Here is a 26,808-nt window from a genome sequence, read left to right as displayed (position 1 = left end):
AAGATTAGAGTACGTGTGCTATTTGCTCACGCACCCAACGATGCGCACTATGACCATGATTGCGCTCATGCCACACCATACCGACTTTGAATCCCAGTGATTTAATGGGGGATTCAACAATTTTAAGGTCGGAACGCTGGGCAACTAAACGCCGTGGCACCAGTGCCACAAAACGTGAGTGCGCAACAATCTCTGGGACGAACAGGAATGAAGATGTAGACAGAACAACATTGCGCCTATAGCCCAATGTTTGTAAGACCTGATCCACCTGAGTGGAAAAATCGCCTCCGCTGAGCGAAACGATTACGTGCTCGAGCTGGACATACTCTTCAATCGTCATTTCCTCACTTAGCTGTGAGTGATTCCAGCATCCAACCAGCACATAGTTCTCATCATACAGCGGCCTGATTCGTAAAACCTTGGGCGCCTCTTCGGGTGTCATGAGTGCAAGATCCACTTCACCCCGTGCCATTTGAGCTTCCAGCCTGGGTGGCTCCAGACTACGTATGGCGATTCTAATGCCAGGTGCTTGACGCCTTAATTCGTTCATGACCGCCAAACCAATGACCGCTTGAAGGTAATCGGTGCATGCAATCGTAATGGTCAGCGACGCTTGGGCAGGTTCAAAGTGCTGGTGCGTTATCAGCGTCTCTCGCACCTGATCCAGTGCAATACGTAGTGGGGTAAGTAACTCCAACGCTTTGGTGGTAGGCATCATCCCGCGGTGAGCCGGAATGAGCAGCGGGTCGTTGAACATATCCCTAAGGCGGCTCAGCTGAGCGCTGACGGCAGGCTGACTAAGATGCAGGCGTGCGGCGGCTCTCGTGACATTTTGCTCTTCAAGCAAAGCCTCTAAGGTCGCCAACAAATTAAGATCCAGCCTTTTATTATCCATATTTTATATAGTAGATCATAAAACTATTAATTTCATTGATAGCTTATTCTTGCCCACAATCTCTAGCGTATCCACCAAGTAAATTCGCCTGTAGGAGCATTAGAGTGTCCAAGACCATATTGATTGTGTATGCGCACCCAGAACCCACATCATTGACCCGCCGGTTCGTAACTGAAACGGTACAAATACTGGAGCGACAAGGCCAAACCGTGCTGCAGTCAGACCTATATGGCATGGGTTGGAAAGCGACGTTTGATGAGCACGATTTCCCCAACCGTATAAATAATGACCGGCTAGGCTTTATTCAAGAGTCGCAGCACGCCTATGCCACTCACCAGCAGACGCAGGATGTCGCCGCAGAGCAGGACAAGCTGCTTGCCGCCGACGCCGTCATATTCCACTTTCCCTTGTGGTGGTTTGGTATGCCCGCCATTCTCAAAGGCTGGATAGACCGGGTGTACGCCTATGGATTTGCTTACGGATACAAAGATGAAGGCAATCGTTATCGCTATGGAGACGGTATTCTCAAAGGCAAACGGGCATTACTGTCGGTAATGGTGGGTGGCCCAGCGGAGGACTATTCACCCCGAGGTATTAATGGCCCCTTGGAGGAATTGCTATTCCCCATCACCCACGGCGCCCTGTTTTTCCCAGGTATGGATGTACTGCCAACCCATGCCGTGTATGGCACCGGCAAACTTTCGAAAGTCAGCGTAGCGAAGGAGCTAGCCGCTTGGCGTCTACGCCTCGAAAATCTTTTTAATGAATCCTCTATTCCATTCCGGCGGCAAAATGGTGGGGAGTATCAGCAAAATATACTCGCTGACCATATTGCTATGGGGAAAGAGGGACTGACCATTCACATCGACCATTAGCAGATTTTTAGACAGCAACATCATGCAGACAAAGTATTATTAGCTGCACAATATTACCAGCACGTGCAACTATGAATTCAGGAAATCTAGGCCAAGCGCAGCGATAAAGCTATCGCTGCGCTTGGCCTTGTCGGAGCTAGTGAGATATAGTTGTACGGAATTTCCGTACATTATGGTGACGTTATGGATATTATCAGTGTTAACAAATTCAGAGACAACCTGAAAAGCGTAGTAGAACAAGTGATTAGCCAGCACGAACCCTTAAAGGTAACCCGTCGTGCCGGAGAGGCGTTTGTGGTGATTAGCGCTGAGGACTGGGAAAGAGAGCAAGAAACACTGCATGTGCTTCAGAACCGAGACCTCATGCAACAAATTGCGGCTTCTCTAGATACCCATAGTCGTGGTCAAGGATACCAACCTGATAATGAGCAGATGAATGAGATCACTGGTATTTGAGGGCCGTACGTGGGAAGCCTATGAAAAAATGCGTGAAACAGATAAGAAGCTGCATAAAGCGCTCTGCAAACTCTTAAAAGAAATGCTCCGCTCTGACGATCCAACGGCTGGTATCGGAAAACCCGAGCCACTCAGACACAATCTTTCTGGCTTGTGGTCAAGGCGCATTTCACAAAGAGATCGGCTGATCTACCGGTTCGATGACAAAGCTATTTATATTTTTGCCATCGGCGGACATTACGATCAGTCCTGATAATAGTTAATTGATGAAAAGCACGACGCTACCTTTTCTGCACTATCAAATAAGTATGCAACTCCGGGTGCTGATCGTACTCCAGATGTCTGCACACCGCGCCTAACTTCATCAATAAGGATACGAAGCCGTTTGTGCCAAGCGTAGAGTAGTAGACCTCGGGCCCCATAAAACTATCGGTATGCTCACCAGGTTCGTCGGTACCGCCGAAAGAGAAGATCAGTACCCCACCCTTATTCAGGCTTCCGATAAGTTTGGTCATCACACTTTCCTGCTGCACTAGCGGAATATGCCAAATGCTGTCCCAGGCGGTGATAAAGTCGTATTTTTCCAGCGGCTGCCACTGGCAAATATCCTGGTGGTGAAAGGTCACGTCAGGGTGCTTCTGCTTAGCGAGGCGCAGCATTTCATCGGAAATATCCACGCCTTCAGGCGTAAAGCCTTCTTGTTGCAAGAAGTCGATAAAGCGGCCGGTACACCCACAACCGATATCGAGTGCCTTTCCTCGGCCCTTCACAAACGAAAGCGCCCTTTTGTGCGCCTCTATCCCGTTAGCGAGATTGAATTTGTCGCTTTGCCAGAGGTGGGTGATCTGATCGTAGGCGCTGCCAATATCAGTGGGTGTCATGGATGGCCTGTCGGATAAAAAGTGAAGACTTAGTGACTATATCACCCACTCAAGCGCTTGCGGTTACTGGCCACCAGCTCAGTCAGAAAGTCCGCCACGGCCCGGGTACGGCCTGATTGGGTGAGATCCGTCTGAATAACGAGATAGATGGGCTGATCCACGCCAATCTCTGCCGCAACACAGACCAGTTCAGCCTCCAACGCCAGAAAATGCGGCAACACCGCTATCCCCAGCCCCGCTTTCGCCGCCGCTAGCTGGGTCGCCAGCGAGGTGGTGGTTAACGCCGGTTCCTGCCCTTGCAGAACCCGCTCAACCCATTGGGCGGCAGGCAGGTGCGCCTGCGTTTCGCCCCAGGTGATAAAGGCGTCGGTGTCGTAATTGCCAGCATCGTGGTGAGCCTCACGCTGCGCTACATAATTGGGGCTGGCATATAGCCCGAAACCCAGGGTGCCAAGGCGACGAAGGGTGACATTACCCCGCTCGGGCTTGACCATTCTAAGTGCTACATCGGCGTCGCGGCGGTGCAGATTAACGGTGGTGATATCGGTCACCAGCTCAAGTGTGATGCCGGGGTACTGAGCATAAAATTGTGGCAATGCAGGCAGAATCAACGACATGGCTAGATTTTCAGCCGTGGCCAAACGCACCCTGCCGCTCAGTTGCGTAGCGAGTGCGCCGCCGCTAGAGAAGGCCGCTGCGGCGGCTTCCAGCGCTTCGGCTTTTTCGATTAGCCCGGCCCCTTCCTCGGTAAGCTGATAGCCCGACTGCTGACGAACAAACAGCGGCAGCTTTAAGGCTTTTTCCAGCCGCTCGATACGCCGGGAGAGCGTCGCGATCCCCAGATGGAGTTCCGCTGCCGCACCGCTCAAAGTGCCGTGGCGGGCCACCGCCAGAAAGGCTCGTGTGTCATCCCATACCCAACCACGGGGCATCTGGTTTTCAAAACTGGAAAACGGCTTACCGAAATCGTTAATTTTTTTCATTATTGGATAGTGCCACGCTGTTATTGCGCGTTTCAACAAGCGCTCGAAAACGGCTCACGATCTCTTGATGAGCCATGGTTTCGTAAGTAATGACAGGAGACATAGCATGCAAAAACGTACTCTCGGAACCGACCTAACCGTTTCCGCCATTGGCTTAGGCTGCATGGGAATGAGCGAGTTTTATGGCCCCCGAGACGATAGCGAATCGCTTCGGGTGTTGGCTCGGGCGGTGGAGTTGGGAATCGACTTTTTTGACACGGCGGATATGTACGGGCCACACCATAACGAGGAGCTGATTGGCCGTTTTCTTGCCAGCCATAAGCCAAACGTACGTATCGCCACCAAATTCGGCATTGTTCGCAACCCTGGTGAGTATCAGCGTAGCCTGGATAGCAGCGCCCATTATGCCCGCCAAGCTTGCGAGGCGTCGCTAAAGCGGCTGGGCATCGAACAGATCGATCTCTACTACGTTCACCGCGTTAACCCGGAAACCCCTATCGAAGAGACCATGGAGGGCTTGGCACAACTGGTTAAAGAGGGAAAAATTGCCCACATTGGCCTCTGCGAGGTTAGCGACGAGACCCTGCGCCGCGCACACGCCGTGCACCCGGTGACGGCGGTTCAAACCGAATACTCGCTCTGGACACGGGACGTGGAGCAAGCGGTACTGCCCACCTGCAAGGAGCTCGGCATCGGCTTCGTGCCCTACTCTCCTCTCGGCCGAGGTTTTTTAACGGGAAGGTTTCAAGAAAACGCTGATTTCGGCGAAGACGATTTTCGTTCTAACCTGCCGCGCTTCTCTGAACAGGCCATGGACTCTAACCGCCGAATCGCGGAGGTGATTGGTGACATGGCAGCACTCAAAGGCTGCACCCCTGCGCAGCTCTCGCTGGCCTGGCTGCTATCCAAAGGCGACAACATCGTACCGATTCCGGGCACCAAACGGTTGCGCTACCTTGAAGAGAATGCAGCAGCGGCGTCCATCACCCTGACCACTGATGAGCAGCAACAACTTGAGGCGGCCACTGCTCGCCTTCCTGTCATCGGCGAGCGCTATACACCGGAGGGCATGAAGGGGGTGAATTCATGAGTTAAGGGCCTGTTGTCCGCCATGCCCTAGCAATATGTTGCTAGGGTCTGTTGACGTCTTGACGTGGGTCAGGTCACAGTCGGCGAGCGTGGACTTGGGGTGTATAGCCAAACTCTGCTTTGAAGGCAGCCACAAAACTGCTGGTGCTTTTATAACCTACCGTATAGGCCACAGCGGTTGAACTTTCGCCTCTATCCAAGGCTTCGAGCGCGTTCATCAGCTTGAAACGGGTGCGCCACTGACGAAAGGTCAACCCGGTTTCGGACTTGAATAACCGCTCCAAGGTGCGCACGCTAGCCCCAGCTAAGCTGGCCAGCTCGCCCAATATATGCCGGGTGTCTGGGTGGCTAACCATGTGGCTAATAATGCGCCGCAACCGCGGGTCAGTACCAGCAGGTAGCGACAAGTCCGCGGCGGATAGGCTATTGAGCTCATCAATAGCGACTAAGCCTAGGCGAGCGGTACTGGCATCGCCGCTACACTTCGGAGAATCGTTTAGCCTGAGCACAATCTCGCGCATCAACGCGGTCATCGCCACCATCACCACCTGGGTGTCCTGATCGCGTACCGGGTAAGTAGGGTCAATGTAGAGATTGCGGGTTTCCACCAGCGTTTCGCAGCTCACTTGGTGGTTGCAGTTACCGGGTATCCATACACCGTGGGTAGAGGGTACAACCCACACCGCCTGTTCACTAGTAACGCGCAGCACACCCTGCTTGGCCCACAGCAATTGCCCGCGTGGGTGGGCGTGAGGCAAGACACCGGTTTCCGCCTGCATACTGCGAGCATGGGTCAATACAGGACGAGCAGGGTCAAGGATGAACGCTATATCACTGGGCAGCGACATTGTCGCATTATCGCTATTTATTGTCACATCTTACCCTTAACACGTCAGCATACAGAAACTATTGTAGGCCCAGCTGCGCGCACCGCGCAATTGGCTCACCACAGCTAGGGTCTCGCCATGCTTCGCTCGCTTAGTTTCTCTCATGCCATGGTGGCAACGGCCTTGCTGGCCGCTTTGCTACTGACACTTTTTCCCATAGCGCCCCATCCCACAGCATTTTCTTACGCCGCTAGTGTGGTAGTAATTACGCTGGTTCTATGGAGTACCGGCGTGCTGCCTCCCTTCCTAACCGGTTTGCTATTTTTCGCGCTGGTTAGCGTATTCGGCTTGCTCCCGCCGGAGCAACTATTCGCTGGGTTTGGCTCGACAGCCGTGTGGATGGTTATCTCAGGATTTGTCATTGGCTCAGCCATTACATCTAGCAAGCTTGGCGATCGGCTAGCAGCAGTGCTGTCGCCGCTCCTCACCGCAAGCTACCCGAAGTTGATTGGCGGGTTAGTGTTTACCGCTATGGCATTGGGGTTTGTGATGCCTTCTTCCGGGGGGCGAGCAGTGGTATTGATCCCTATCGGCTTAGCGCTAGCCGAACGAGTGGGCTTTGAGCCGGGTAGTGCTGGACGCCTGGGCGTAGCCACCGCTCTTGCTGCCGCTTGTAACATGCCAAGTTTTGCGGTGCTTCCATCCAACCTCCCTAATATGATTTTGGCAGGGTCGAGTGAAAGTCTGTATGGCATTCATATTGGCTATGCGGAGTATCTACTACTGCATTTTCCCATTCTGGGAATGCTGAAATCGATCTTAATCGTGGTACTGGTACTCGTGGTATTTCCCGCTCGCATCGCACCACAATGCCAACTGCCCATCGAGACGATCAAAACAACCAGTGCTGCTACACAGCAAAAAAAGGTAGCTGTAGTCATGGGCATTACCCTGCTCCTCTGGGTAACAGATACACTACACGGCGCAAACCCGGCGTGGGTGGGACTCGTAGCGGCGGTAGTGCTAATGATGCCAAAGGCTGGTGCCGTAGACCCGAAGTCATTCAACACAGTGGTAGATTTTGGCACTGTGATATTTGTGGCCGCGGCACTGGGATTGGGTACACTCGTCAACGTTTCAGGCATTGGCAGTGCTGTGGGCCAAGGCTTTACCCAACTGATGGAAACCGACAATGGCGGCAGTTTTGGGGACTTTATATCGCTGTCACTGATGGCCACCCTGACGGGAGTAGTGGCCACCACCCCCAGTGTTCCTACCGTACTTTCCCCCATGGCAGCAGAACTCGCTGGCGCCTCAGGGCTCTCTCTACCCGCCGTATTGATGACTCAGGTCGTCGGCTTTTCTACGGTAATCTTTCCTTATCAGGTGGCGCCGCTGATTATGGCAATGCAGCTATCTAAAGAGCCCCTTAGCCAATTATTGAAGATTATCATCCCGTTAGCGCTGATAACGATCTTTCTATTGATGCCATTAGACTACCTTTGGTGGCGATTGTTGGGGTGGGTGAATTAAGCCGCCAGATAACTTCCGTGCAAGACGCTACTACTGAATAATCTCACCAATCGAGCGTTTGCCATCCAGCAGCAGATACTCCTGATTGACCAAATCGGGCTTTTGCACAGCGTGAAGTAACGCATGGGCCACGTTGGCTCGTGAGATTTGGTTGTCGCCTGCTTCATCCAGTGAACTGGCAAACTGCTGGCTGGCGGTTTCGTCGGTCAAACGCCCTGGTTTGAGAATAACGTAGGGCATACCGCTGTTGCGAAGGTGGGCATCGGCGGCAAATTTAGCAGCCATATAGGGGCGCAGCTTTTCGGGCGCTTCCATAGGGTTTTCTGCCCGCATAGCGCTGATCATGATGTAGCGGGAGAGACCTTTTTGCTTGGCGATATCGGCGGTACGAATGGCACCAAAAAGGTCAATCATCAAGGTTTTATCCGGCCCGGTGTGGGGCCCTGACCCCGCAGTGAAGACCACTTGGTCACAACCGTCAAAGGCGTGCTCAAACTCACCTTCTAAATCGGCTATCACTGTATCGATACCGTGCTCTTTGAACCAGGCTGCCTGCTCTTCACTGCGAATCATCGCCTTGATGGGCGTGCCCGCTTTTTGGGCCAGTTCGCAAAACTGCTTGCCAATCTGTCCATTCGCGCCAATCACTAACGTTGTCATAACGACTCCTTGTGAATTGCTTATCCTTCTATCAATGCAGGCACTTAGGCGAAATTCAACCCGTACTGATCACTTACCCACAGTGAGCCCCTGCCACCCGAACTCTTCCACCAACGCTTTTAAGTAGAGAGGCCGGTAGTTAGCGTCGCGCTCATAGCGGGCTTTTACGCTGGGGTGAATTATCATCAGGGTGTCATCAAGCACGAGTGGTCTATCTAACGGTTTTTTAAAGCGATAGACATACTTGCGGGAGTTGTGAACCTGGCCTTTCGCACCGTCGGTTAGGTTGTCGCGAATATATGACTCGGTGATTGAACCGGCGGAGCAAGCCGATGGCCCCGCAGCGAGCCGCTGGCAGAATGGCTTAAGCGTAAAACTTGAGATGGTAAAGCTATAATGAATCAGTGAGCGCTTTGCGCCTAGTCGTTACCAGGAGGGGCTCTATGACCGAGGCAGAACGCAGTGTCGGTGTTGATGCGAATAACGATGCTCATACCCGAGCACGTTATATATCGCAAATTCAGCGTATTTCTTCGACGGCTAAAGCAGACATCTCAGCAGGCAGAATCAGTTATCTTGAGGCAGCAGAGTACTGTCATGCGATGCGCAACCAAGTCATGGATGAGTATAGGAAACTGACAAGTGTGCAGGGGCTGGCGAGAGCAGAGCAAATAAAAAAAACACCACCTAGCCTTGCTGCTCTTTTCGAGCGATACGCTCAGCAACTATTTGGTTGTTCGTACGAAAACCTCTCAGTTGAGCAGCAGCAACGCATACACCATGAGATTATTGAGGCTTCTGGCCGCAGCAATGCTGCAGTCTGACCTAAGAACTTCAACGTCGATAATTGCCAGAGATACGCGAGCTGGATGTTGGTGGTGCATCTAAAAGCTTCTCGCTGAAATCCAGCTTTTCGACAAGAACACTACATTCAGCGCTCACGCACTCAAGCCACAACCCCAAACACACGCCCTATGGCAGAAGTTAACGCCATTGCAAGCGCGCCCCAGAACATCACTCTTGCTGCAGCTTTCAAGATAGGTGCACCGCCCACTCGAGCCGCAAGAGCACCCAACAAAGCCAGGAAGAGCAGTGAAAACAGCGCTACCAGAGGAGTCAATAATGATGATGGTGCCCACCAGGCGACCAACAGCGGCAACAGCGCGCCCGTGGTAAAGGTCGCTGCTGATGAGAGGGCTGCTTGAAGCGGGCGCGCTTGACCAGTATCAGTGATGCCAATTTCATCCCGTGCATGGGCACCCAGGGCATCGTTGCTCATCAGCTGTTCGGCGACTTGCCGCGCCAGCTCGGGCGTCAAGCCGCGCGTTTCATAGATAGCGGCAAGCTCTTCCTGCTCTAGTTCATAGTGCTCCGCCAATGCTTTGCGTTCGATATCGAGATCAGCATTTTCAGTGTCCGACTGAGAGCTTACCGAAACATACTCCCCCGCTGCCATCGACATTGCGCCAGCCACCAGGCCCGCAATACCCGCCAGCATAATACCGCTTTGAGTGGTATTGGCTGCGGCTACCCCCAGTATTAAACTGCTAGTAGAAACGATGCCATCGTTGGCGCCCATCACAGCGGCACGCAGCCAGCCGGAACGGTGAGATCGATGGTGCTCTGAATGGATCATGGGCTTTCCTTTCTGTGAGGCGCATCCAAGCCAACAATAGCATCTACGGTCATGAACTATTTTGCTGGCACTACTCGAAGTAGCCTGCCCTCGGAGCTGTCGGTAAGTAGGTACACTTCACCTTCTGGGCCTTACCCGCACATCTCTTATACGCTCGTCTAGCTCACCAAACAGGCCTTCTACATCGCTGGCTTCGCGGCCATTGTTAGATAAACGTACCCGGCGCACCTCTTATTTACCAGCGCTCCTATCAGTATATCGCCCTGCCACTGCGGGAACAGCTCGCCGCTGTAAAGCGCTATCCCCGAGGGGCAATAGAGGGCGTCCATTCTAAAAGTGGTGGTACGGTACCAGGGTACTCATTGACGCCGTATGGTGCGCTTGCTGCCTCTTTGAGCACTTATTAAAATGTCGCGCCACCTAAAGAGAACTCCCATGAAAATTAATGTGGTTGGTACGAGTGGCAGTGGCAAAAGTACCCTTGCAAAGCAGCTCGCAGATGCCTTGAACGCCCCATGCGTCCAGCTTGATCAATTATTCTGGCGCGCTAACTGGCAAGGAGCACCGGACGATGAGTTCTTCGCCGAGCTGGAAGAGGCTTTAGCAGCCTCACCTCAAGAGTGGATACTGGACGGTAATTTTGACCGTACTCGGCATATAAAGTGGCGCGAAGTGGATATGGTGGTGTGGATCGACTACCCCTTTTGGCGAGTATTTAGCCAAGCCCTCACCCGTGCTGTTAAACGCATCATCAGCCAAGAGGAGCTTTGGCCCGGTACAGGTAATCACGAAAGCTTCCGCAAAACATTTCTAAGCCGTGATTCGGTTCTGCTATGGTCACTAAAAACGTGGCGGCAAAACCGTAAACGCTACTTTGCCGATATGGTGAATCCACGCTATGCGCCTATTCAATTTATACGTTTGACCTCTATAAAAGAAGCGCAAGCGTTGGTGAAGAGTCTCAACGTGGGTACCTAGCCCTTAGGTGACTATATAGCCCCACTGCGTATTCGCTTGATGGCTGCTCTCTTCGGCTCTCGATGAATCACCGAACAGTTCTCGTCACTTGGCTTTAACGCTCCAGGCCATGTACGCTTATTGAACGAACATTCAATTAAGGTGCTTTAATGCAACGTCATTCGCTATTCGCCGCAATGTCACTGGGGCTTTTTGCTGGTGCTGCCACAACCACCGCGCTGGCGGAGTCCACACCGTTGGAGGAGCAGCTCAAAGAGCTTGAGTCATTCCAAGTGATCGCCCACCGCGGGGCCAGCGGCCACGCGCCGGAAAGCACCATGGCGGCCTATGAATTGGCCCATGAGTGGAATGTCGACTACTTAGAGCTGGACGCCCAAATCACCGCCGATGGTGAAGTCGTGGTATTTCATGATGACGCCATTGACCGCACCAGCGATGGTGAAGGCAAGATTAACGACTACACCATGGAAGAGCTGAAAGCGCTGGATACCGGCTCTTGGTTCAATGAAGCCAATGCTGATAAAGCAGACGCGGACTTTGCAGGGGCACAGATCCTCACGCTGGATGAGCTTTTCGAGCGTTTCGGTCACGATGCTCGCTACTACATTGAAACCAAGTCACCGCAGCTAAACCCAGGCTTGGAAGAAGCCCTGGTAAAAACGCTGGAAGAGTACGACATGGTCGAGAGTGGCCGAGTATTAGTGCAGTCTTTCGAGCAGGAGAGCCTGTTAAAAGTGCAGGAACTAAACGATGACATTCCGCTAATCCAGCTCGTTTGGTACTACCCCAGTGAAGAGGACGAATCGCGTTTAGTGGAGTGGACTGGTGTGACACCGGGCCCAGCAGAGATTAATGATGAAGACTTCCAGGCGGTAGCGGAATACGCGTCAGGAATCGGAACTAACTATATCTACGAAGGCCAAGAAGTCATCGATGCCGACTTTATTCGTCAAGCAAATGAAAATGGCCTGCCGGTGCACGTTTACACCGTCAATGAAACCGATGAGATGGAGCGTTTGATGGAAATGGGCGCAAACGGCCTGTTCACAAATTATCCAGATCGCTTGCTTAAGCTCGTTGAGTAACCATCGTTTAATGGCATATTACGCCCGGCCTTGGCCGGGCGTTTTTATAATAAGGTTTTACTCAAGCCCAAGCTGCCCCAGTACCTGCTCTACTCTTTTACGATCGCCCGCTTGCAGCGTTTTAAGCGGCTGGGGCAAGCAGGGCTGACTCACCTTCCCGGTGATTTCTGCAATGGTAGCCGCCACTCGCAGGCTACCGCCGTATTCACGGTAGAGTGCCCACAGCGGCTCAAGGCCGTCTGAAAGCGCCTTGGCCTGTTGAACATCCCCCGCCTGAGCAGCTCGGGTTATCGCCAGCGCTGCTCTAGGGTATAACCCGCCGATAACGGAATACCAGGCATCACATCCTGCATTTAGACCGGTGGCTGCTGCCGCGTCGCCGCTGATGCCGATAGTGACATCAGCGGGGATCAGCTTGCGCAACCCAGTCACTCGCTCCTTTGCAGAGTCAATATCATTGTTCACCGGCGGAATTTTGATAGAGCGAACCTGGGGCAGTTGGGCGATTCGCCCATGCAGCTCATCGCTAAATTCAAAATGGGTTGTGCCAGGGTTATCGTACACGCAGAGCGGCACACTCAGCGATTGGCAAACCGTGGCGTATAGATCGAAGACCTCGTCGTCGGTGAGCTTTTGGTAGGAGACCGGCGCTAGCAGCACGCCGCTGGCACCTGCCTGCTGAGCGCGTTCTGCATTAGCCAGCACATCACGAGTACGTAGCGCCCCAATGCCTGCAATGACAGGCGCGCCAACTGCATTTTCAACGCTAAGCTGAATAACACGGGCGCGCTCATCACGGTTTAAATAGGCGTAGCTACCGGTCGAGCCCAGCACGCCAATGGAATCCACCGCTGCCTCAGCTAAATAAGCAACTAAACGGACAAACTCATACTCATTAATGCCCTGCTCGTTCATGGGGGTTAGCGGGAATGCACTTAGGCCGGTGAACATGGTGGATGATCCTTTTAAGATGGATGGCATTCGCAGTGTCGCACAGACGATTAGCTATTATGTACAAGCATACGGTAATGGAATAGCCACAGCTTATCCTCGTTATTCGTTGACATAACTTTCTGTTATTTTTCTTGAATTGATGTAGTGTTTGCGTATACGCCGTATCGATACGGCACAGTTGCTTTAGATGTGTATCTTTCAGTCATACCATCATGACTGAATATAAAAACAGTCTCGTTAGTGCTGCGAGGGAGAACACGTCATCAATACATACACATTTTCAGCGCAGAGCAGAACGGCACCGCGGGTGAACCTGGCGTTCATCAATCAACCAGTAAGCCACTACCAATGCCATTACCCATTATAAGCGGCTCTCTAATGCGATTGGCCTTACTGGCAGCGACTACTTTTATTGTGTTGGTGGGGCTCGCTTTCGCAACAACGAATGCCATCGCTCGAGAAGCGCCGCTTTTTTTAGTGGCTCACCCAGACGTCACTACCCACTGGCTGAACCGTGATACTACCCGCGCGATTTTCGCCATGCGCCAACGCACCTGGCCGGATGGTCAAGCGGTTAGGGTTTTCGTTTTAAGTAACAACAACCCAGTACATGCTCGCTTTACCAAAGAGCAGTTGGCGGTTTACCCGCACCAACTTCAATTAGCCTGGGATCGCATGGTTTTTTCAGGTACCGGTCAAGCCCCCGACCGAGTAAATGACCAGGAAGAGATGCGCGAGCGCGTCGCCTCAACGCCGGGTGCCATTGGGTATCTTGAAAGGGAGTATCTGGATGATAGAGTCCAAGTCATTTCGATGGAATGAATGCAGAGCCCTTGCCGCTTTGCTAGGCACCGTTGTAATGGGTTTATCTGCTCCCGCCCAAAGCGACGAACACGCTCTGGATACTTTACAGGTACATGGCTTTCTTAGTCAGGCGCTGGTCGTGACTGACAATAACAACTTTTTTGGTCAGAGCAGCCAGGATGAAGGCAGCATAGAATTTACCGAAATTGGCCTCAACGTCTCCTTACGCCCCCATCAGGATGTACTCGTTGCTGCTCAGGTGCTAAGTCGTCGAGCTGGAGGCAATAGCAGCGACGCAGAACCTAAACTGGATTACGGTCTCATTGATTACCAAATGATTTCTGACCAAGGGCGTACGTTTGGTGTTCAGCTTGGTCGGATTAAAAACCCTTTTGGATTTTATAATCAAACCCGCGATGTGGCATTTACCCGTCCCAGCATCTTACTGCCTCAGTCTATCTATTTTGACCGAACACGCTCAATGGCTCTCACAGGTGACGGCCTAACGTTCTATTTGGAACAGAGATTAAGCAACGGAGTACTACGAGGACAGTTTGGCTTAGGAAAGCCTCAGGCTGGTGACGATTTAAGCGATACGCTTCAACTTCAGCGTATATCAGGCACCTTCGATCCTCAGCAGTCTACGATTGCCCAAGTTCGTTATGAACATGATGGAGGTCGTGTCGTTGCAGCGATTAGCAATGCCAACGTGAGATCCCAAATAGAGTCACATCAATCAGGTGTCAGCGACGGAGATTTTTATTTTACACCCTGGGTATTTTCACTCCAATACAATCAAGAACTCTGGAGTGTAACGACTGAATACGCCCTGCGCCGTTCAGGGTTAAAAAACTTCAACCAGTCTTCTGTAAACTTCGACACGACAGGGGAAAGTTGGTATATCCAATACGCTCGGCGTTTTGCAAATGACTGGCAGTGGTTAATGCGTTATGACAGCCTTACCAGCAACCGCGCAGACCGCAACGGTAAATCTTTCGAGGCGAGTACAGGGGGAAGCGTTCCAGCCCATACCCAATTCGCAGATGACCTAACCGTTGGCCTGCAGTGGACGCCGCACCCTCAAGTCATGCTGGCAGGTGAATACCACCATGTCGATGGCACGGGTTGGCTGCCTATTCAGGATAATCCAGATTCATCAGCGACCAGCAGAAGATGGAGCATGTGGTTGTTTCAATTATCGCTGCGCTTCTGACGTTTACCTCGATCCTGGCTAGGACGCTACCGCGATGAAACCATTTACCCTTTTCCGAACGCCCCAACGCCTTAGCCTGACATGGCGGGTCATCGCGTTAAGTAGCCTGCTGCTGCTGGCGCTGGTAACGCTCTTTACCTGGCTAGGCCACGACAATCTTACCCGTCAGTTTCAAGAAAGCCGAAGCCAGCACTATGAACGCCAACAGCGAGAAATTCGTTTAGCGCTAGTTCGCTCATCGGAAAATTTACGTCAGTTGGCAGGGTTAACCGCGGCCTCGGCAAGCTTAGGCTCGCCCTTGCAAGCAGGTAATACCGCCGCAGTTGAGCAAGCACTAGACTCCCAGTGGCCCGCTCTACAGCTTGAGGCGGGTATCGATGAAATATTAATTATTAATACCCAGGGGCAAGTCTTGGGTAATTGGGGCACCGGCAATACACAAACGCAGCTTCCCATTCTGAGTTGGATCAGGCGGGTGATGCACACCGAGCAGCCACTCACTACATTGCGTTGTTCAGCTAGCTGCCAACAGTTCGCTGCCGTGCCGGTGCTAGTGGCGGGAGAAAGCGTTGGTATGGTCGTACTGACCCGCTCGCTAGCCGATGTCACTCGGCAGGCCAAGGAGGTATCTGGCAGTGAAGTCGCACTACTTGTCACCGGGCCCACTGAAGATAGCGGGATGACGGCAACTCGAGAGCTAAAATCATGGAATGGTCAACTGCTAGCCCTCACAAGCGAAGAGCAAACCCTAGCACCTTTGCAGCGAGCGTCAGATACAGCTCCTGTTCGCCGTTTAATGGAAACACCATTAAATCTTGAACATGATGGCAGACATTTAGAACTCAGCGCAGTACGCATGGAAGAGGATAATGAACGTAGCAATATCGGATACTTGCTGCTGATATCAGACATTACCGAGCAAATTAAGGCAATTAACCAGGATACTCGCACACTCTTGTTCGTAGGCGTACTCGGCTGGATTGCCGCTGAACTACTGCTATTGGTCATACTGCTGGGCCCAATGGCTCGACTGCGTAGAGTCGCTGGATTGCTTCCTGCCCTAGCTGACGGAAAATTTAGCGATATACACGCCGCCATTCCCAACCACCGCCGCCGCATTCCCGACGAGATCGATGTACTTGAGAGCATTACCCTTGAACTTTCACGCCAACTTGAATTGTTAGAGAGTGAAGTACAAGAGCGCGGTGACCAACTAGCCGTGCGCATTGGGGAGCTAGCCAAAGAGCGAGATTTCGTTAATGGCCTGCTGGATACGGCCCAGGTATTTATCATTGCCCAGGATGACACTGGACGAATTAGCTTGGTCAATGAGTATACCCAGTTGATGCTAGGACTTAATGAAGCTTCGCTACTCGGGCGTCATTTTGTTGATGTATTCGAGGCAGGTGCCTCTACCAAGGTGAATACGTTCTCCCATCCCCAGCAAGAGGAGAAAACACTCCGTACGCCCGATCACAGGACTCATACTATCGCTTGGTACCATGCACCGTTACAAACGGGTAATGACGGCAAGGTGTCACGTATATCGGTTGGTCTGGATATTACCGAACGTAAGGCTGCCGAAGCTCGGCTAACGTGGCTGGCCGAACGTGACCCGCTAACGGAACTTTACAACCGGCGCTTCTTCCAACATGCACTGCAAACCGCCCTTGAACGCCCATCGAAGACAAAAGGGGCAGTATTGCTACTGGATTTGAATCAGTTCAAGGAGGTTAACGAGCTAAGTGGCCACCATGTAGGCGATAAATTGCTTCGTGAAGTGGCTGACACCCTCTTCCGCAACCTTGGCCCCCGCGGCGTTATTGCACGCCTAGGTGGCGACGAATTCTCTCTCCTATTAGAAGATACCAACGCCGATCAAGCCATCAGTGTCGCGCAATATATTGTCCAACTATTAGACGGTATCGGCTTCGTTGTGGGTGAGCGGCGGCATCGAGTAACGGCCAGTATTGGTATTGCCCTGTTTCCAACCCATGGCAATACGCCTGCTGACCTAATGGCTAGCGCTGATGTGGCAATGTACAAAGCGAAGGAGAGTGGCCTTCAGCACTGGCATTTACTTTCCAAGTCGGAGAATGCCAAAGACGAACTGCAAGCACGAGTCTACTGGGTTGAACGCATACACAATGCGCTTGAGGAGGATAGCTTCGAGTTGATGGTGCAGCCCATCATGCGTTTGGAAGATCAGGACGTAAAACACCACGAGGTGTTGCTAAGAATGCGCGACGCAGACGGGAGCCTAATTTCTCCCGCGCACTTTATTCCTATTGCCGAACAAAGCGGGCAGATTATTTTAATCGACCGTTGGGTATTGCGACACAGTTTAAAAGCACTTAGCCAATTGCAGGATCGAGGTATCACTCTGGCAGTTAACCTTTCGGGTCAGTCTCTTCACGACGGAGGGTTGAAGCAATACTTGGCAGACGAGCTGACGGCTAGCGGCGCTGATCCTCACCACCTTATATTGGAAGTAACGGAAACTGCCGCGGTAACCGATTTTTCTACCGCCCGTGGCGTACTACAAGCAGTACGTGACCTGGGTTGCCGTACCGCACTGGACGACTTTGGAGTAGGCTTCAGTAGTTTTCACTACCTTGGGCAGTTACCCGTCGACTATATTAAAATAGATGGTTCCTTTATTCGCAGCCTGCTGATTAGCCCTGACAGCCGCGTCATTGTTCGTGCTATTGCCGACATCGCTAAAGGTTTTGGCAAGCAAACCATTGCTGAATTCGTTGATCAAGAAGCGCTATTGCCAATACTAAAGGCCTATGGGATAACTTATGGTCAGGGGTTTCATTTAGGCAGGCCTATAAAAATCATCGAAGCATTTAGTGGAATTAGTGCTCAATAATGGATACCGTTTATACTTAACTCTGGATTTAAATAGGGATAGTACATGAGCTCTTTACCACTGCAAGTGAAGAACAAGGATGCGTCAGCGGTATTTATTACAAGATTCATACAAGAGTTCAAATTCAAACTCTGCATAACTGAGCATGAGAAACAACTGGCTTATCGTTTAAGACATGATGTTTACTGCGAAGAACTTGAGTACGAAGAAGCCAGCGACCCCATAAAAAAACTCGAATTTGATATCCATGACCAAAACTCTATTCATTGTTTGATAGAACACCGCAGAACAGGATTAGTGGCAGGCTGCGTGCGGGTGGTTATGCCTCAGGCTTCCAGACCTCATCCACTTAACCAGCTTCCATTACAATCTTATGGCAGCCAAAGCCTTACACACGCAGAGCTGCATCCCGACAAACTTGCCCAAGGCAGTTACTATGAAATCTCACGACTGGCTGTGAATCGCCTTTTCAGAATAAAACTTAAAGATAGCTCTACTTCTTTAGAAAGCTCGACTACCAATCACAATGTTACTTTTTTTTCTACTGAAGAGAGGCAGCTCTTCCCACTACTAGCCACAGGCCTATTTGTCACCGGCTATGCTTTAGGGAGGCAGCTAGGTAAAATTCAAGTTTTTGCAATGATGGAACCTAGCTTGCCCCGACTTCTTGCTCTGACAGGCTTTCACTTCACCAAAGTCGGCGAAACAATCAACTTCCATGGAAGAAGAAGTGCTTACTACATCAATAAGCAACAAGCAGAGAGTGGATTAAAGAAATCATTGCTCCCCCTCTACTTGCACATACAGCAAACGCTGGCCCTCCAGCTAGAAGAAATGCTAGCTCAAGATGTTAGTACCTCACTAATAACTTGAATATTTTATCTATACCGTGGCCGCGGCGCTTTCTCGATCATCCAACGAAGCAGAACGTCTAAAATCATCAACCGTTACGCTGGTGAATTTCTCTAAGAAAAACACGAGCGTTTCAGGATATTGGAAACGCTCCTCGAAGCGCTCTTGGCCCTCTTGCGAACGCCGTGTCACGCTTGCTCTATAGCCGCCATTAGATTTAGTCACTTTTACGCTATTTTCGCGGCTTCCATCACGCTTAATGGCCGTTAATGGAGAGCTATCGCTTAATAAAACGTCTAGCTGTCGAGCGGCAGTGCGCTCTTCATCAGATGCCCAGAGAGGTTGATCTCGGTCACCATAACGGTAGAGCATAATCACCAGCATGACCGAAAAAATACTGCTGGTCAGCATCCAGGTTAATAAAACGCTCGAAAGCGCCGTTGTCAGCATGATGAACATTTGAATCACGATACCCACCGCCAGCACACCGGCCAGAGGCCTCCACATACGCGGGTTCATAAACCCGCGCTTGAGGATATACCCCCACAGCCCAATCACCGACAATGCCCCCAACAACAAATGAATGGGGGCAAGCAGCGTTCCTCCTCCAGCCAATATAGCAATTACCCCAATAATCACTATTAAACTGTAGAAAGCAGCTAACAGGTAGTAAGCACGATCAAGAGTCATATGCAGTCTCCATGCGGGTTAGCCGATAACCTAATCGCCATCGGTTTTATTGTTATTGGTATACGGAAAAATCCTTAAACTGCAGTATAGGTTATGACGAAAATTCTTCACTATTGCCGACGTAGCCAATACAGGTCATAACCCCTGCGCCCCTCGGCGTAGCCAATCATGCACGAAAGCGAGCTTATGTCGGGCAGTCTCTGAGAGGACAAAGGGATAAAGATCCGGCAAGCCCATCGAGCGATTAACATGATTAACGCCCACGGTGAGTGAAGCTGCCACGTATATTAAACGCTCGGCATCTGGCTCTGCATAAGGATCCCACTGCGGGCTAGGCAGCTCCGGCGAAGTGAGATCTGATGCCGCAAAGCTATCGGCAATATCGGTTAAATGCAGCAGATGTGCGGCAGTTTCGGCCCAATCTTCATGGGGGTGCGCAGAGGCATAAGTGGTTAAATAGCGCTCTTTCCAATCAGGCGGCGGCCCATTTTGGTAGTGGTGCTGAAGCGCGGCCTGATAATCCTGACGCTCATCACCAAACATCTCGCGAAAGGCACTCAGAAAATCCTCACGTAAGCTAAGCCGCCACCAGAGCATGTGCGAAATCTCGTGGCGCATATGACCAATCATCGTTCGGTATGGCTCTTCTAACGCTTCCCTACGCGTCGTAACCAGCACGGGGTCTACCTCGGCCACACTAATGGTCACCACCCCTTCAATGTGCCCCATCGGCACAGGCGTGGGGCCTTCGGCGAGTAGATGGAAAACCGGCGGAGCGCCTGGGTCTTCCGGACGAAACCAGTGCCAACGACCCAGGTTATCCAAAACCCAGCGTTTAGCCGCTTCCGTTTGTGCCCAGTTCGGAATAGCGTTGGGAAGACTAGGATCTGGCGCCAGTGCTGTCATCGCACAAGCGCGGCAAAAAGCCCCCTCTTTAGGGGCAATCCAGTTGCAGCCAATAACGTCACGATTGATGCAAAAAGGCGGCATTGGCACAAAGGCCCGGGCCTGAGGGTCGTAGGCAACGGGGGTACCATCTGCGGTTGCGAGATTATCGAACCATAGAGAGCCGGAACCGACGGGATTTGAAAATACGCGCATACGGTAAAGCTCCTGAAAGCGAGGAAAAGAGAACCTCAACCGACCGACTGAGCGTTCTCTTTTCCAAAAATCCTATTAAAAACAGTGTGCAGTGCCCTTTATTTCATTTCAAAACCGCGCTTGATTAAAAAATCGCGCATATGGGGGCGCAGCTTGTTATCGAACAAAGGTTTGAGATTGCGGGACCAGTCGGTGTCTTTATTACTGCTACTGCGAGCCCGATAGTATGCCTGCATAGCCGTATCGAAGGCCTCTACCTGTTCACCGTCTTCAGTGTAGTAGTCTTCTTTCAGAACCGCCTCCACGGGTAAGCGCGGCTTCACTTCAGGCTCTTGATCCGGATAGCCGAGGCACATACCAAACACTGGGTACACGTGCTTGGGGAGGCGTAGCAGGTCGCTAACCTCCTGGGGATTATTGCGGATACCACCAATATAACAGATCCCCAACCCTTCGGACTCAGCCGCCACTGCCACATTTTGCGCCATCAACGCCGTATCCACTGTTGCTACCAACAGTTGCTCGGTCATGCCCCGCACAACGTTTGCACCGGTGCGCTCTGAAGCCTCCGTGGGACGCTTCATATCGGCGCAGAAAACTAGAAAGTCTGCACAGGTGGCAATATAACCTTGCCCACCGGCCAGTTCTGCTATCTGCTCACGGTTCGCCTGGTCTTTTACATGGATAACCGTATACGCCTGAACGTGGCTGGAGGTCGCTGCCCCCTGCCCGGCTTGGATAAGCTCCAGCAGCAATTCTTTCGGGATCGGCTGGTCGCTAAATTTACGGATCGAACGGTGGGATTTCAGCAGCTTAATAACGTCGTTCATGGAACCTCGCTTATCTTGATAACGCTTATTTAAAACAGCTAACTAACAGGGTAACAGATTTGTACAACATGACAGGATTGCGGATGGCGTTAAACATGGCTATAGCAAATGCATGATCGCGCCCCGTACGCCATATTGATCTATCCATAATTTGCCTAGGGTAATCGGCAGTTTGAATCGCCGCTTTCCCGCCGCACCTGGGTTGAAAAGCAGCATTCCATCCTGGTATTCATTGCGGGGCTTATGGGAGTGGCCATGCAGAAGTGCATCGCAAGCCAACCTCGGGTCGTAATCCTCTAAGCGGTGCACAAGGTGCAGGTGCTTCTCGTTCACAATGATGTCCTGATGTATCGGTAAACTCGTCGCCCACGCCGCCGTATCGATATTGCCCTTAACGCAATGCACCGGCGCCAGTGTCTCCAAACGCTGCAAAATCGTTTTATCTGCCTCTTTGCTACCTACATCCCCCAAGTGAAGAATGAGCTCGCACCCCTGCAGCAGACAAAGTGCCTCATCACGCAGCAAACCGTGGGTATCGGCAATCACTCCAACGGGAGAATTAACCCTATAGCAAGGCATAGATGGGCTCATTAACAACCTCTTCCAGCGGCTAAATGGTGTCATTCTAGCTTTTTTTACTAGACCACTATTAAAAGTTGCTTATCAAGGCCGATATCTAAGTTATCAAATAGATAGTGCTGGCGAGTCATTTATTATGATTTTCATTGGCTATCTAATAAGTTAGGCACCAGCAAGCTATACTGATATGGCTATACGTTGATAACTGAATTTTGACGGAATAATAACGACGCCAGGAAGCCGATATGACCCATACCCCTCAAAATGCACCCGGGCAAGAGTGGAATGCCAGCGACTACGCCCAGAATGCTAATTTTGTACCTAAGCTAGGCAGCGAAGTGGTCAAGCTGTTAGCGCCTCAACCCGGCGAACGTATTTTGGATCTTGGCTGCGGCGACGGCTCTTTGACAGAGCGCCTTGTACAACTGGGCGCTGACGTTCTCGGTGTTGACGCTTCAGAAGAGATGGTAAATGCCGCCCGCCAACGGGGCATTACCGCTCGCGTTGTTGATGGCCACCAATTGCCCTTCGACCATGAGTTTGATGCGGTATTTAGCAATGCGGCGCTGCACTGGATGCTTGACCCTCAGTCGGTACTCGCAGGCGTTAAGCGTGCCTTGAAGCCGGGAGGCCGGTTTGTGGCTGAGTTCGGTGGTCATGGCAATGTCGCCGCTATTTGCACCGCGCTGATTGCCGCTCTCCAGTTTCGGGGCATTAGCGCCCGCGGCCGTCATCCGTGGTATTTCCCGACCACCCATGAATATGGCCATCTGCTGGAAACCGTCGGTTTCAAAGTAGAAAGCATTGAGCTGATTCCACGCCCGACTCCGCTGCCCACCGGCATGATTGGATGGCTTGAGACGTTTGCTAGCCCGTTCTTACATGGGCTCGACGAGGATGTGCGCGATGCCGTGCTTGAGAATACCTTGACGCTGCTGGGCCACAGCCTACGCGATGAGCAAGGAAACTGGACGGCAGATTATGTGCGTCTGCGCGTTTCCGCCCGCGCGTAAGCGATAGCTGCCTCTGAGGTGTGCTGAGATGTAAAAAAGCTGCCGATGATAAGTGCGCTTGTCACCGGCAGCTTGTAGTTAATTCAGACCTAGAACTCATCCCATTCATCGACGGCCTCTTTTTTACTTTGCGTCGCCTGCTGGCGTGGCGCTGGCTCAATACGACCGTCAACTTGTTGCTGCTGAGTAGTGTCCTTATGCGTCAGCGCAACAGCGCTGGTAGCACTCTCATCAATGCGGAAGGTAGCCATCAAGTCGGCCAGCTCGCGGGCCTGCCCCTCTAGAGCGCTAGCCGCCGAGCTGGTTTGTTGCACCAGCGCTGCGTTTTGCTGAGTGACCGAATCCATTTCAGTAAGAGCAGCGTTAATCTGCTCAATGCCACTATTCTGCTCCCGCGTCGCGGTCGAAATTTCGCCCATCAGAGTGGTGACTTGACGAATCGCATCCACTGTTTGATAAATCGTCTGTCCACTGCGCTCCGCTTGTTCAGCGCCGCCGTTAATCTTCGTGGTGGTCTGCTCGATCAGGCTACGAATCTCTTTGGCCGAGTCAGCACTTCGCGTCGCTAGTGAGCGAACTTCACTGGCCACCACGGCAAAGCCACGACCTTGTTCGCCTGCACGTGCGGCTTCAACCGATGCATTGAGCGCTAAAATATTGGTTTGGAAGGCAATAGAGTCAATCACACCGATAATATCGTTTACCTGGCTCGCACTGGCTGCAATCTCACGCATGAGTTGCACCGTGCGCTCCACCTCTTCACCACCTGTCTCCGCCGACTGTGACGCCGCCACCGAGAGCTGATCCGCTTCTTCGGCCGTTTCAGCATTTTTACTTACCGTCGTCGACATCTCCTCCATGCTGGAAGCGGTTTGCTGAAGCGCGGAGGCCTGCTGCTCGGTTCGTGAAGAGAGATCCTGGCTTCCCGCAGAGATATCACCCGCCCCGCTGAAGACCTGTTCGCTACTGCCTCTCAATGCTATCACCAGCTGTTTTAACTTCTCCTGCATGGCCGCCAGGCCACCGAACAACTGACCAATTTCATTACGGCCCCGATCTTCAATTTGACCTGTCAGATCGCCATCAGCAATCCGTGCAAAATGCTCACTGGCACGCCGAAGGGGCCTTACAACGCTACGCATCATTGCCCACCGAATGACCACCACGGCCACCAGTGAAATCACTAAAAGGGTAATCGCAATGACGCCAATAGTCGTCGCCAAGCGATTGACCTGCTGAAGAACGCTAGCGCCACGCTCTTCGGTATAAGCAATAAAACCGCTCATGGCCAGATCCAGCTCGGCGCTTAATACTCCCAGTTCCTCTTGCCTGCGCTGGATTTGGAAAGGGGCGGCCTCGAGCAGTGGCGAAATGCCCTCTGTCACAAAGGCATTGTAAGCGCTGATAATCGCATCACGGTGGGGTGCAAGTGTGCCTTCAGGATTGATTGGCACAGCACGAAACTCATTAAAACGTGCCTCTGCCTCAGCTACCGCCTCTGCAGCCATGGCAAGGCTCTCCTGCCCCTTTTCTGGATTACCCTGAGTGCTAAAACTTGCCGAGCGGTCTAAAAACGTTTGTGCTCTGAGTGCATTGACTTGCGTGCGGTTGGCTAAATTCGTCAGCCGCACGTTGGTAGCCGTCAGTTCTTCAAGCGCCTGAGAGCTATTGTGATTAGCAAAAAAACCAAGACCACTGATCAACCCAATCATAAGCACCAGCAAGGCTAACGCAGCAGTCAGGCTCCATTTAATAGAGAGGTGCTTCATCCCGTTGATCCCTTTTTCGTTTATAAGTCATTTAATTAGGTATCGGCCAGGTTAAAACCAACTGAAGCACTGCAGAGCGAATCTAGACGTTGGTATAATAAATAGCGTGACAGATGTAGCAGCTAGCGGTTAAGACACCATGGCAATTTTGTGTAGGTTGACCTTCTTAGCCACATCCACCTGGAGCCAAGCGCCCGCCATGCACTCTAGGCTAGGCGCCTCGACTATCCCCTGAATACGCGCCCGAGACAGCAGTGTGGCTTTAGTGTTGGCTTTAAGCGTACCGACCATTTTTCCGTCAATATCGACACTGTTGCCTTCAAGATACGATGCGACGTGGCCAGAGGCAGTCACAGAGACAGGATGATTAGGCGCAATGAGAGTCCCCTCCAAACGGCCCTTAATGAGCACAGGCTCATCGGCGATCACTTTGCCTAAAATATGAGTGGCTGACCCAATTCGGCTGCCACCTGGCATGCACTGGATGGCGGGAGACGTCACAGCGGAGGCTTCTTCAGGTGGCGACATTGCTTCAAAGGGGTGTTCTGAGATGGAAGCGGAATCCACTGCAGGCGCTTTGTGTGGTCTCCCTGCGGCGCTTAAAGCGCGCTGTTTTAGCTTACGGCGCTTGCCATCCCATACGATCAGCGTCATTACGCCAACGCCCAGCACAATAAACCATACTTGAATGCCCATACCGCTTCCTGCCGCTTTAGATGTGGTTGCCCCAGCTAACGTTATACTCGCTCTTTTAGTTTGCGGCGGCATGAATAAGCCCACTCACTTGGCTTAACTCCAGGCTTTGAGACAGTAACAAGCCGATTAAGGTATTTAATGCTCAATACCACGCACCCCAAAGGCGCTCTGGCGTCATTCACTAGGAGCCACCCTATGTTTAACAAAGCCAAGAATGCCCCACCTGAGAATAAGGCTGCGGCGCTAACGCCACCTGATACACGCTCATCAGCAACGCCAGGCACACCAACCAGCAGTGCACGACCAAGCCTCTCCGTTATTGGGGGTCATACGCAAGTGGAGGGAGACATTAATAGCGATGAGGATTTGACGGTAGAGGGACGCGTAAGCGGCATTATCACCTGTAAACAACACACCGTGACGCTAGGTGCCAATGGCTATATCAACGGCGATGTATTTGCTCACACACTGCATATATCAGGCGAGGTAACCGGAAACCTGGTGGCACACCACCGCGCAACCATTCATAAGGGAGCCCAGGTTTCAGGCACTATTGTTGCCCCCTGCCTGGTACTTGAAGATGGCAGCGTTTTCCACGGCAGTATCGATATGAACCCCGACAACGATGTGCTGAAAAGTGCCTTTAGCGACGCTATCGGCAGCATGACTAAAACCTCGCCAAAAGCAACCGTTGAAAAGCATTCAACCACGAGTGCGAACGCCGCAGAGCATGACACAACAGAAGCAAAAGCTAACGATTAAGTCGCTTTCAGCACATCAGAGGCGCTGAGCGCACACTGGGCAAGCGGGATCGCGAGGCACTAGGAAGTGCCGCCATTGGCCGCTTAAACCATCAAAGGTAGAGAGGCCTTGGTGGGCAGAACCTGCGCCACTAAGCAGCTTAAAGGCTTCAACCGCCTGAAAGCAGCCGATCAAGCCCACCAGTGGCGCCATGACGCCACTTTCTGAGCAGCTTAGCGCTTCATCGCCACTTTCGTCGGGCGGATAGAGGCAGGCGTAGCAGGGACACTCGGCATTGCGTGGGTCAAAGACTGCCAACTGACCTGAAAAGCGAATTGCCGCACCCGATACCAGCGGCACACCTGCTTTTTGGGACGCCGCATTCACCGCATAGCGGCTTGAGAAACGGTCGGTACAGTCGAGCACCACATCCGCCGAAGCGACTAACCGCTCAAGCGATTCGCCTTCAACATGTTGGTCTAACGCAACCACTTGGCAGTGGGGATTGAGTGCGCACATGCTGGCCTGGGCAGAGTGCGCTTTATTTAAACCAATACTGGACTGCTGATGGGCAATTTGCCGTTGAAGATTGGAAAGCTCGACATGATCGGCATCGGCAATGGTGATGCGCCCGACCCCAGCAGCAGCTAAATAGAGCGCTGCCGGAGAGCCCAAACCGCCGGCCCCAATAATCACTGCATGGGCAGATTGCAGGCGCTCTTGGCCCTCGAAATCCACCTCGGGCAGCATGATCTGACGGCTATAGCGCAGCAGCGCCTGGTCATCCATCATC

The 26,808-nt window shown here is 52.1% G+C and carries 29 protein-coding genes; 14 read left to right on the top strand and 15 right to left on the bottom strand.

What is annotated here, in order from left to right; translation table 11 throughout:
- Window positions 1–4 precede the first annotated feature (4 nt).
- Complete coding sequence (locus HALTITAN_RS14840; protein WP_201764696.1) at window positions 5–868, bottom strand: LysR family transcriptional regulator; 864 nt, start codon at window positions 866–868, stop codon at window positions 5–7.
- A 131-nt stretch (window positions 869–999) separates the two neighbouring features.
- Here HALTITAN_RS14840 and HALTITAN_RS14835 point away from each other — a divergent pair, with 131 nt between their 5' ends.
- The 3 genes from HALTITAN_RS14835 (at window position 1,000) to HALTITAN_RS14825 (ending at window position 2,479) form a co-directional block, all read left to right on the top strand.
- Window positions 1,000–1,770 carry an NAD(P)H-dependent oxidoreductase gene (locus HALTITAN_RS14835; protein ID WP_022522595.1) on the top strand — a complete coding sequence of 257 codons (771 nt, stop codon included), beginning with the start codon at window positions 1,000–1,002 and terminating at the stop codon, window positions 1,768–1,770.
- 183 nt (window positions 1,771–1,953) lie between these two features.
- A complete protein-coding gene (locus HALTITAN_RS14830; RefSeq protein WP_035584465.1) occupies window positions 1,954–2,226 on the top strand; it encodes a type II toxin-antitoxin system Phd/YefM family antitoxin in 273 nt (90 codons plus the stop codon).
- On the top strand, window positions 2,207–2,479 hold the full coding sequence (locus HALTITAN_RS14825) for a Txe/YoeB family addiction module toxin (RefSeq protein WP_022522593.1): 273 nt from the start codon (window positions 2,207–2,209) through the stop codon (window positions 2,477–2,479). Before HALTITAN_RS14830 ends, HALTITAN_RS14825 begins: the two co-directional genes overlap by 20 nt.
- A 28-nt stretch (window positions 2,480–2,507) precedes the next feature.
- On the opposite strand, the gene HALTITAN_RS14820 is transcribed toward HALTITAN_RS14825, so the two are convergent.
- Together HALTITAN_RS14820 and HALTITAN_RS14815 are read right to left on the bottom strand one after the other, a co-directional pair.
- Complete coding sequence (locus HALTITAN_RS14820; protein ID WP_009287594.1) at window positions 2,508–3,107, bottom strand: class I SAM-dependent methyltransferase; 600 nt, start codon at window positions 3,105–3,107, stop codon at window positions 2,508–2,510.
- Window positions 3,108–3,148: 41 nt separating this feature from the next.
- Window positions 3,149–4,090 (bottom strand): LysR family transcriptional regulator, encoded by a 942-nt coding sequence (locus tag HALTITAN_RS14815; protein WP_039859625.1) that lies wholly within the window; start codon window positions 4,088–4,090, stop codon window positions 3,149–3,151.
- Between the two features lie 106 nt (window positions 4,091–4,196).
- Here HALTITAN_RS14815 and HALTITAN_RS14810 point away from each other — a divergent pair, with 106 nt between their 5' ends.
- Entirely contained in the window at window positions 4,197–5,180 is a 984-nt protein-coding gene (locus HALTITAN_RS14810) for an aldo/keto reductase (RefSeq protein ID WP_039859623.1), read from the top strand.
- A 73-nt stretch (window positions 5,181–5,253) separates the two neighbouring features.
- Here HALTITAN_RS14810 and HALTITAN_RS14805 read toward each other — a convergent pair whose 3' ends face one another.
- On the bottom strand, window positions 5,254–6,054 hold the full coding sequence (locus HALTITAN_RS14805; RefSeq protein WP_009287591.1) for an AraC family transcriptional regulator: 801 nt from the start codon (window positions 6,052–6,054) through the stop codon (window positions 5,254–5,256).
- Window positions 6,055–6,144: 90 nt separating this feature from the next.
- On the opposite strand from HALTITAN_RS14805, the gene HALTITAN_RS14800 reads away from it, so the two are divergent.
- Window positions 6,145–7,539, top strand: coding sequence for an SLC13 family permease (locus HALTITAN_RS14800; protein ID WP_022522589.1), 1,395 nt, complete (start codon window positions 6,145–6,147; stop codon window positions 7,537–7,539).
- A gap of 30 nt (window positions 7,540–7,569) precedes the next feature.
- Here HALTITAN_RS14800 and HALTITAN_RS14795 read toward each other — a convergent pair whose 3' ends face one another.
- Window positions 7,570–8,199 (bottom strand): SDR family oxidoreductase, encoded by a 630-nt coding sequence (locus tag HALTITAN_RS14795; protein WP_039859619.1) that lies wholly within the window; start codon window positions 8,197–8,199, stop codon window positions 7,570–7,572.
- A gap of 443 nt (window positions 8,200–8,642) precedes the next feature.
- On the opposite strand from HALTITAN_RS14795, the gene HALTITAN_RS14790 reads away from it, so the two are divergent.
- A complete protein-coding gene (locus HALTITAN_RS14790; RefSeq protein ID WP_051052074.1) occupies window positions 8,643–9,023 on the top strand; it encodes a hypothetical protein in 381 nt (126 codons plus the stop codon).
- Window positions 9,024–9,145: 122 nt separating this feature from the next.
- Here HALTITAN_RS14790 and HALTITAN_RS14785 read toward each other — a convergent pair whose 3' ends face one another.
- Together HALTITAN_RS14785 and HALTITAN_RS26060 are read right to left on the bottom strand one after the other, a co-directional pair.
- Window positions 9,146–9,835, bottom strand: coding sequence for a VIT1/CCC1 transporter family protein (locus HALTITAN_RS14785; RefSeq protein WP_009287590.1), 690 nt, complete (start codon window positions 9,833–9,835; stop codon window positions 9,146–9,148).
- A 179-nt stretch (window positions 9,836–10,014) separates the two neighbouring features.
- Window positions 10,015–10,164 (bottom strand): PQQ-dependent sugar dehydrogenase, encoded by a 150-nt coding sequence (locus HALTITAN_RS26060; protein ID WP_233974233.1) that lies wholly within the window; start codon window positions 10,162–10,164, stop codon window positions 10,015–10,017.
- A 106-nt stretch (window positions 10,165–10,270) separates the two neighbouring features.
- On the opposite strand from HALTITAN_RS26060, the gene HALTITAN_RS14780 reads away from it, so the two are divergent.
- Window positions 10,271–10,813, top strand: coding sequence for a P-loop NTPase family protein (locus HALTITAN_RS14780; protein ID WP_022522583.1), 543 nt, complete (start codon window positions 10,271–10,273; stop codon window positions 10,811–10,813).
- A 149-nt stretch (window positions 10,814–10,962) separates the two neighbouring features.
- On the top strand, window positions 10,963–11,898 hold the full coding sequence (locus tag HALTITAN_RS14775) for a glycerophosphodiester phosphodiesterase family protein (protein WP_009287588.1): 936 nt from the start codon (window positions 10,963–10,965) through the stop codon (window positions 11,896–11,898).
- Window positions 11,899–11,955: 57 nt separating this feature from the next.
- On the opposite strand, the gene HALTITAN_RS14770 is transcribed toward HALTITAN_RS14775, so the two are convergent.
- Window positions 11,956–12,849, bottom strand: coding sequence for a dihydrodipicolinate synthase family protein (locus tag HALTITAN_RS14770; protein ID WP_022522582.1), 894 nt, complete (start codon window positions 12,847–12,849; stop codon window positions 11,956–11,958).
- A 381-nt stretch (window positions 12,850–13,230) separates the two neighbouring features.
- On the opposite strand from HALTITAN_RS14770, the gene HALTITAN_RS14765 reads away from it, so the two are divergent.
- The 4 genes from HALTITAN_RS14765 to HALTITAN_RS14750 are packed head-to-tail and all read left to right on the top strand — an operon-like array spanning window position 13,231 to window position 18,617.
- Window positions 13,231–13,674 carry a hypothetical protein gene (locus HALTITAN_RS14765; RefSeq protein WP_022522580.1) on the top strand — a complete coding sequence of 148 codons (444 nt, stop codon included), beginning with the start codon at window positions 13,231–13,233 and terminating at the stop codon, window positions 13,672–13,674.
- Entirely contained in the window at window positions 13,643–14,869 is a 1,227-nt protein-coding gene (locus HALTITAN_RS14760) for a hypothetical protein (RefSeq protein WP_022522579.1), read from the top strand. Before HALTITAN_RS14765 ends, HALTITAN_RS14760 begins: the two co-directional genes overlap by 32 nt.
- Before the next feature lie 34 nt (window positions 14,870–14,903).
- Entirely contained in the window at window positions 14,904–17,744 is a 2,841-nt protein-coding gene (locus HALTITAN_RS14755) for a bifunctional diguanylate cyclase/phosphodiesterase (protein ID WP_039859617.1), read from the top strand.
- Between the two features lie 45 nt (window positions 17,745–17,789).
- The gene (locus HALTITAN_RS14750) at window positions 17,790–18,617 is read left to right on the top strand and encodes a PEP-CTERM/exosortase system-associated acyltransferase (RefSeq protein WP_009287586.1); all 828 of its coding nucleotides are present in this window, start codon (window positions 17,790–17,792) and stop codon (window positions 18,615–18,617) included.
- A 9-nt stretch (window positions 18,618–18,626) separates the two neighbouring features.
- Here HALTITAN_RS14750 and HALTITAN_RS14745 read toward each other — a convergent pair whose 3' ends face one another.
- The 4 genes from HALTITAN_RS14745 to HALTITAN_RS14730 form a co-directional block, all read right to left on the bottom strand.
- Complete coding sequence (locus HALTITAN_RS14745) at window positions 18,627–19,286, bottom strand: hypothetical protein (RefSeq protein WP_009287585.1); 660 nt, start codon at window positions 19,284–19,286, stop codon at window positions 18,627–18,629.
- Window positions 19,287–19,421: 135 nt separating this feature from the next.
- Window positions 19,422–20,387: a zinc-binding metallopeptidase family protein gene (locus HALTITAN_RS14740; RefSeq protein ID WP_039859614.1), complete on the bottom strand. Its 966-nt coding sequence runs from the start codon at window positions 20,385–20,387 to the stop codon at window positions 19,422–19,424.
- 98 nt (window positions 20,388–20,485) lie between these two features.
- Window positions 20,486–21,217, bottom strand: a complete 732-nt coding sequence (gene nfsA, locus HALTITAN_RS14735) for an oxygen-insensitive NADPH nitroreductase (protein ID WP_009287583.1) — start codon at window positions 21,215–21,217, stop codon at window positions 20,486–20,488.
- Between the two features lie 99 nt (window positions 21,218–21,316).
- Window positions 21,317–21,808: a metallophosphoesterase family protein gene (locus tag HALTITAN_RS14730; protein ID WP_233974227.1), complete on the bottom strand. Its 492-nt coding sequence runs from the start codon at window positions 21,806–21,808 to the stop codon at window positions 21,317–21,319.
- Window positions 21,809–22,041: 233 nt separating this feature from the next.
- Here HALTITAN_RS14730 and HALTITAN_RS14725 point away from each other — a divergent pair, with 233 nt between their 5' ends.
- Window positions 22,042–22,809, top strand: coding sequence for a class I SAM-dependent methyltransferase (locus HALTITAN_RS14725; protein ID WP_009287581.1), 768 nt, complete (start codon window positions 22,042–22,044; stop codon window positions 22,807–22,809).
- 89 nt (window positions 22,810–22,898) lie between these two features.
- Here the strand turns inward: HALTITAN_RS14725 and HALTITAN_RS14720 are convergent, their stop codons facing one another.
- Both HALTITAN_RS14720 and HALTITAN_RS14715 read right to left on the bottom strand, forming a co-directional pair.
- A complete protein-coding gene (locus HALTITAN_RS14720) occupies window positions 22,899–24,578 on the bottom strand; it encodes a methyl-accepting chemotaxis protein (RefSeq protein WP_009287580.1) in 1,680 nt (559 codons plus the stop codon).
- 129 nt (window positions 24,579–24,707) lie between these two features.
- On the bottom strand, window positions 24,708–25,274 hold the full coding sequence (locus HALTITAN_RS14715; RefSeq protein WP_152419273.1) for a bactofilin family protein: 567 nt from the start codon (window positions 25,272–25,274) through the stop codon (window positions 24,708–24,710).
- Window positions 25,275–25,469: 195 nt separating this feature from the next.
- Between HALTITAN_RS14715 and HALTITAN_RS14710 the strand changes: the two genes are divergently transcribed.
- Window positions 25,470–26,036, top strand: a complete 567-nt coding sequence (locus HALTITAN_RS14710; RefSeq protein ID WP_022522569.1) for a bactofilin family protein — start codon at window positions 25,470–25,472, stop codon at window positions 26,034–26,036.
- A gap of 15 nt (window positions 26,037–26,051) precedes the next feature.
- Here the strand turns inward: HALTITAN_RS14710 and HALTITAN_RS14705 are convergent, their stop codons facing one another.
- Window positions 26,052–26,807 carry a HesA/MoeB/ThiF family protein gene (locus tag HALTITAN_RS14705; protein ID WP_039859611.1) on the bottom strand — a complete coding sequence of 252 codons (756 nt, stop codon included), beginning with the start codon at window positions 26,805–26,807 and terminating at the stop codon, window positions 26,052–26,054.
- Window position 26,808: the final 1 nt, after the last annotated feature.

Origin of the sequence: Vreelandella titanicae BH1 (assembly GCF_000336575.1) — a bacterium.
Taxonomy (GTDB): Bacteria; Pseudomonadota; Gammaproteobacteria; order Pseudomonadales; family Halomonadaceae; genus Vreelandella; species Vreelandella titanicae.
This window is presented reverse-complemented; position numbering and strand designations above follow the sequence as displayed.

What these genes read in the sequence shown, in the direction of transcription:
- HALTITAN_RS14830 (WP_035584465.1), top strand. Translation starts at nt 1,954, where the DNA reads ATGGATATTATCAGTGTTAACAAATTCAGAGACAACCTGAAAAGCGTA.
- HALTITAN_RS14825 (WP_022522593.1), top strand. Translation starts at nt 2,207, where the DNA reads ATGAGATCACTGGTATTTGAGGGCCGTACGTGGGAAGCCTATGAAAAA.
- HALTITAN_RS14820 (WP_009287594.1), bottom strand. Translation starts at nt 3,107, where the DNA reads ATGACACCCACTGATATTGGCAGCGCCTACGATCAGATCACCCACCTC.
- HALTITAN_RS14815 (WP_039859625.1), bottom strand. Translation starts at nt 4,090, where the DNA reads ATGAAAAAAATTAACGATTTCGGTAAGCCGTTTTCCAGTTTTGAAAAC.
- HALTITAN_RS14810 (WP_039859623.1), top strand. Translation starts at nt 4,197, where the DNA reads ATGCAAAAACGTACTCTCGGAACCGACCTAACCGTTTCCGCCATTGGC.
- HALTITAN_RS14800 (WP_022522589.1), top strand. Translation starts at nt 6,145, where the DNA reads ATGCTTCGCTCGCTTAGTTTCTCTCATGCCATGGTGGCAACGGCCTTG.
- HALTITAN_RS14795 (WP_039859619.1), bottom strand. Translation starts at nt 8,199, where the DNA reads ATGACAACGTTAGTGATTGGCGCGAATGGACAGATTGGCAAGCAGTTT.
- HALTITAN_RS14790 (WP_051052074.1), top strand. Translation starts at nt 8,643, where the DNA reads ATGACCGAGGCAGAACGCAGTGTCGGTGTTGATGCGAATAACGATGCT.
- HALTITAN_RS14785 (WP_009287590.1), bottom strand. Translation starts at nt 9,835, where the DNA reads ATGATCCATTCAGAGCACCATCGATCTCACCGTTCCGGCTGGCTGCGT.
- HALTITAN_RS26060 (WP_233974233.1), bottom strand. Translation starts at nt 10,164, where the DNA reads ATGGACGCCCTCTATTGCCCCTCGGGGATAGCGCTTTACAGCGGCGAG.
- HALTITAN_RS14780 (WP_022522583.1), top strand. Translation starts at nt 10,271, where the DNA reads ATGAAAATTAATGTGGTTGGTACGAGTGGCAGTGGCAAAAGTACCCTT.
- HALTITAN_RS14775 (WP_009287588.1), top strand. Translation starts at nt 10,963, where the DNA reads ATGCAACGTCATTCGCTATTCGCCGCAATGTCACTGGGGCTTTTTGCT.
- HALTITAN_RS14770 (WP_022522582.1), bottom strand. Translation starts at nt 12,849, where the DNA reads ATGTTCACCGGCCTAAGTGCATTCCCGCTAACCCCCATGAACGAGCAG.
- HALTITAN_RS14765 (WP_022522580.1), top strand. Translation starts at nt 13,231, where the DNA reads ATGCGATTGGCCTTACTGGCAGCGACTACTTTTATTGTGTTGGTGGGG.
- HALTITAN_RS14760 (WP_022522579.1), top strand. Translation starts at nt 13,643, where the DNA reads ATGATAGAGTCCAAGTCATTTCGATGGAATGAATGCAGAGCCCTTGCC.
- HALTITAN_RS14755 (WP_039859617.1), top strand. Translation starts at nt 14,904, where the DNA reads ATGAAACCATTTACCCTTTTCCGAACGCCCCAACGCCTTAGCCTGACA.
- HALTITAN_RS14750 (WP_009287586.1), top strand. Translation starts at nt 17,790, where the DNA reads ATGAGCTCTTTACCACTGCAAGTGAAGAACAAGGATGCGTCAGCGGTA.
- HALTITAN_RS14745 (WP_009287585.1), bottom strand. Translation starts at nt 19,286, where the DNA reads ATGACTCTTGATCGTGCTTACTACCTGTTAGCTGCTTTCTACAGTTTA.
- HALTITAN_RS14740 (WP_039859614.1), bottom strand. Translation starts at nt 20,387, where the DNA reads ATGCGCGTATTTTCAAATCCCGTCGGTTCCGGCTCTCTATGGTTCGAT.
- nfsA (WP_009287583.1), bottom strand. Translation starts at nt 21,217, where the DNA reads ATGAACGACGTTATTAAGCTGCTGAAATCCCACCGTTCGATCCGTAAA.
- HALTITAN_RS14730 (WP_233974227.1), bottom strand. Translation starts at nt 21,808, where the DNA reads ATGAGCCCATCTATGCCTTGCTATAGGGTTAATTCTCCCGTTGGAGTG.
- HALTITAN_RS14725 (WP_009287581.1), top strand. Translation starts at nt 22,042, where the DNA reads ATGACCCATACCCCTCAAAATGCACCCGGGCAAGAGTGGAATGCCAGC.
- HALTITAN_RS14720 (WP_009287580.1), bottom strand. Translation starts at nt 24,578, where the DNA reads ATGAAGCACCTCTCTATTAAATGGAGCCTGACTGCTGCGTTAGCCTTG.
- HALTITAN_RS14715 (WP_152419273.1), bottom strand. Translation starts at nt 25,274, where the DNA reads ATGGGCATTCAAGTATGGTTTATTGTGCTGGGCGTTGGCGTAATGACG.
- HALTITAN_RS14710 (WP_022522569.1), top strand. Translation starts at nt 25,470, where the DNA reads ATGTTTAACAAAGCCAAGAATGCCCCACCTGAGAATAAGGCTGCGGCG.
- HALTITAN_RS14705 (WP_039859611.1), bottom strand. Translation starts at nt 26,807, where the DNA reads ATGATGGATGACCAGGCGCTGCTGCGCTATAGCCGTCAGATCATGCTG.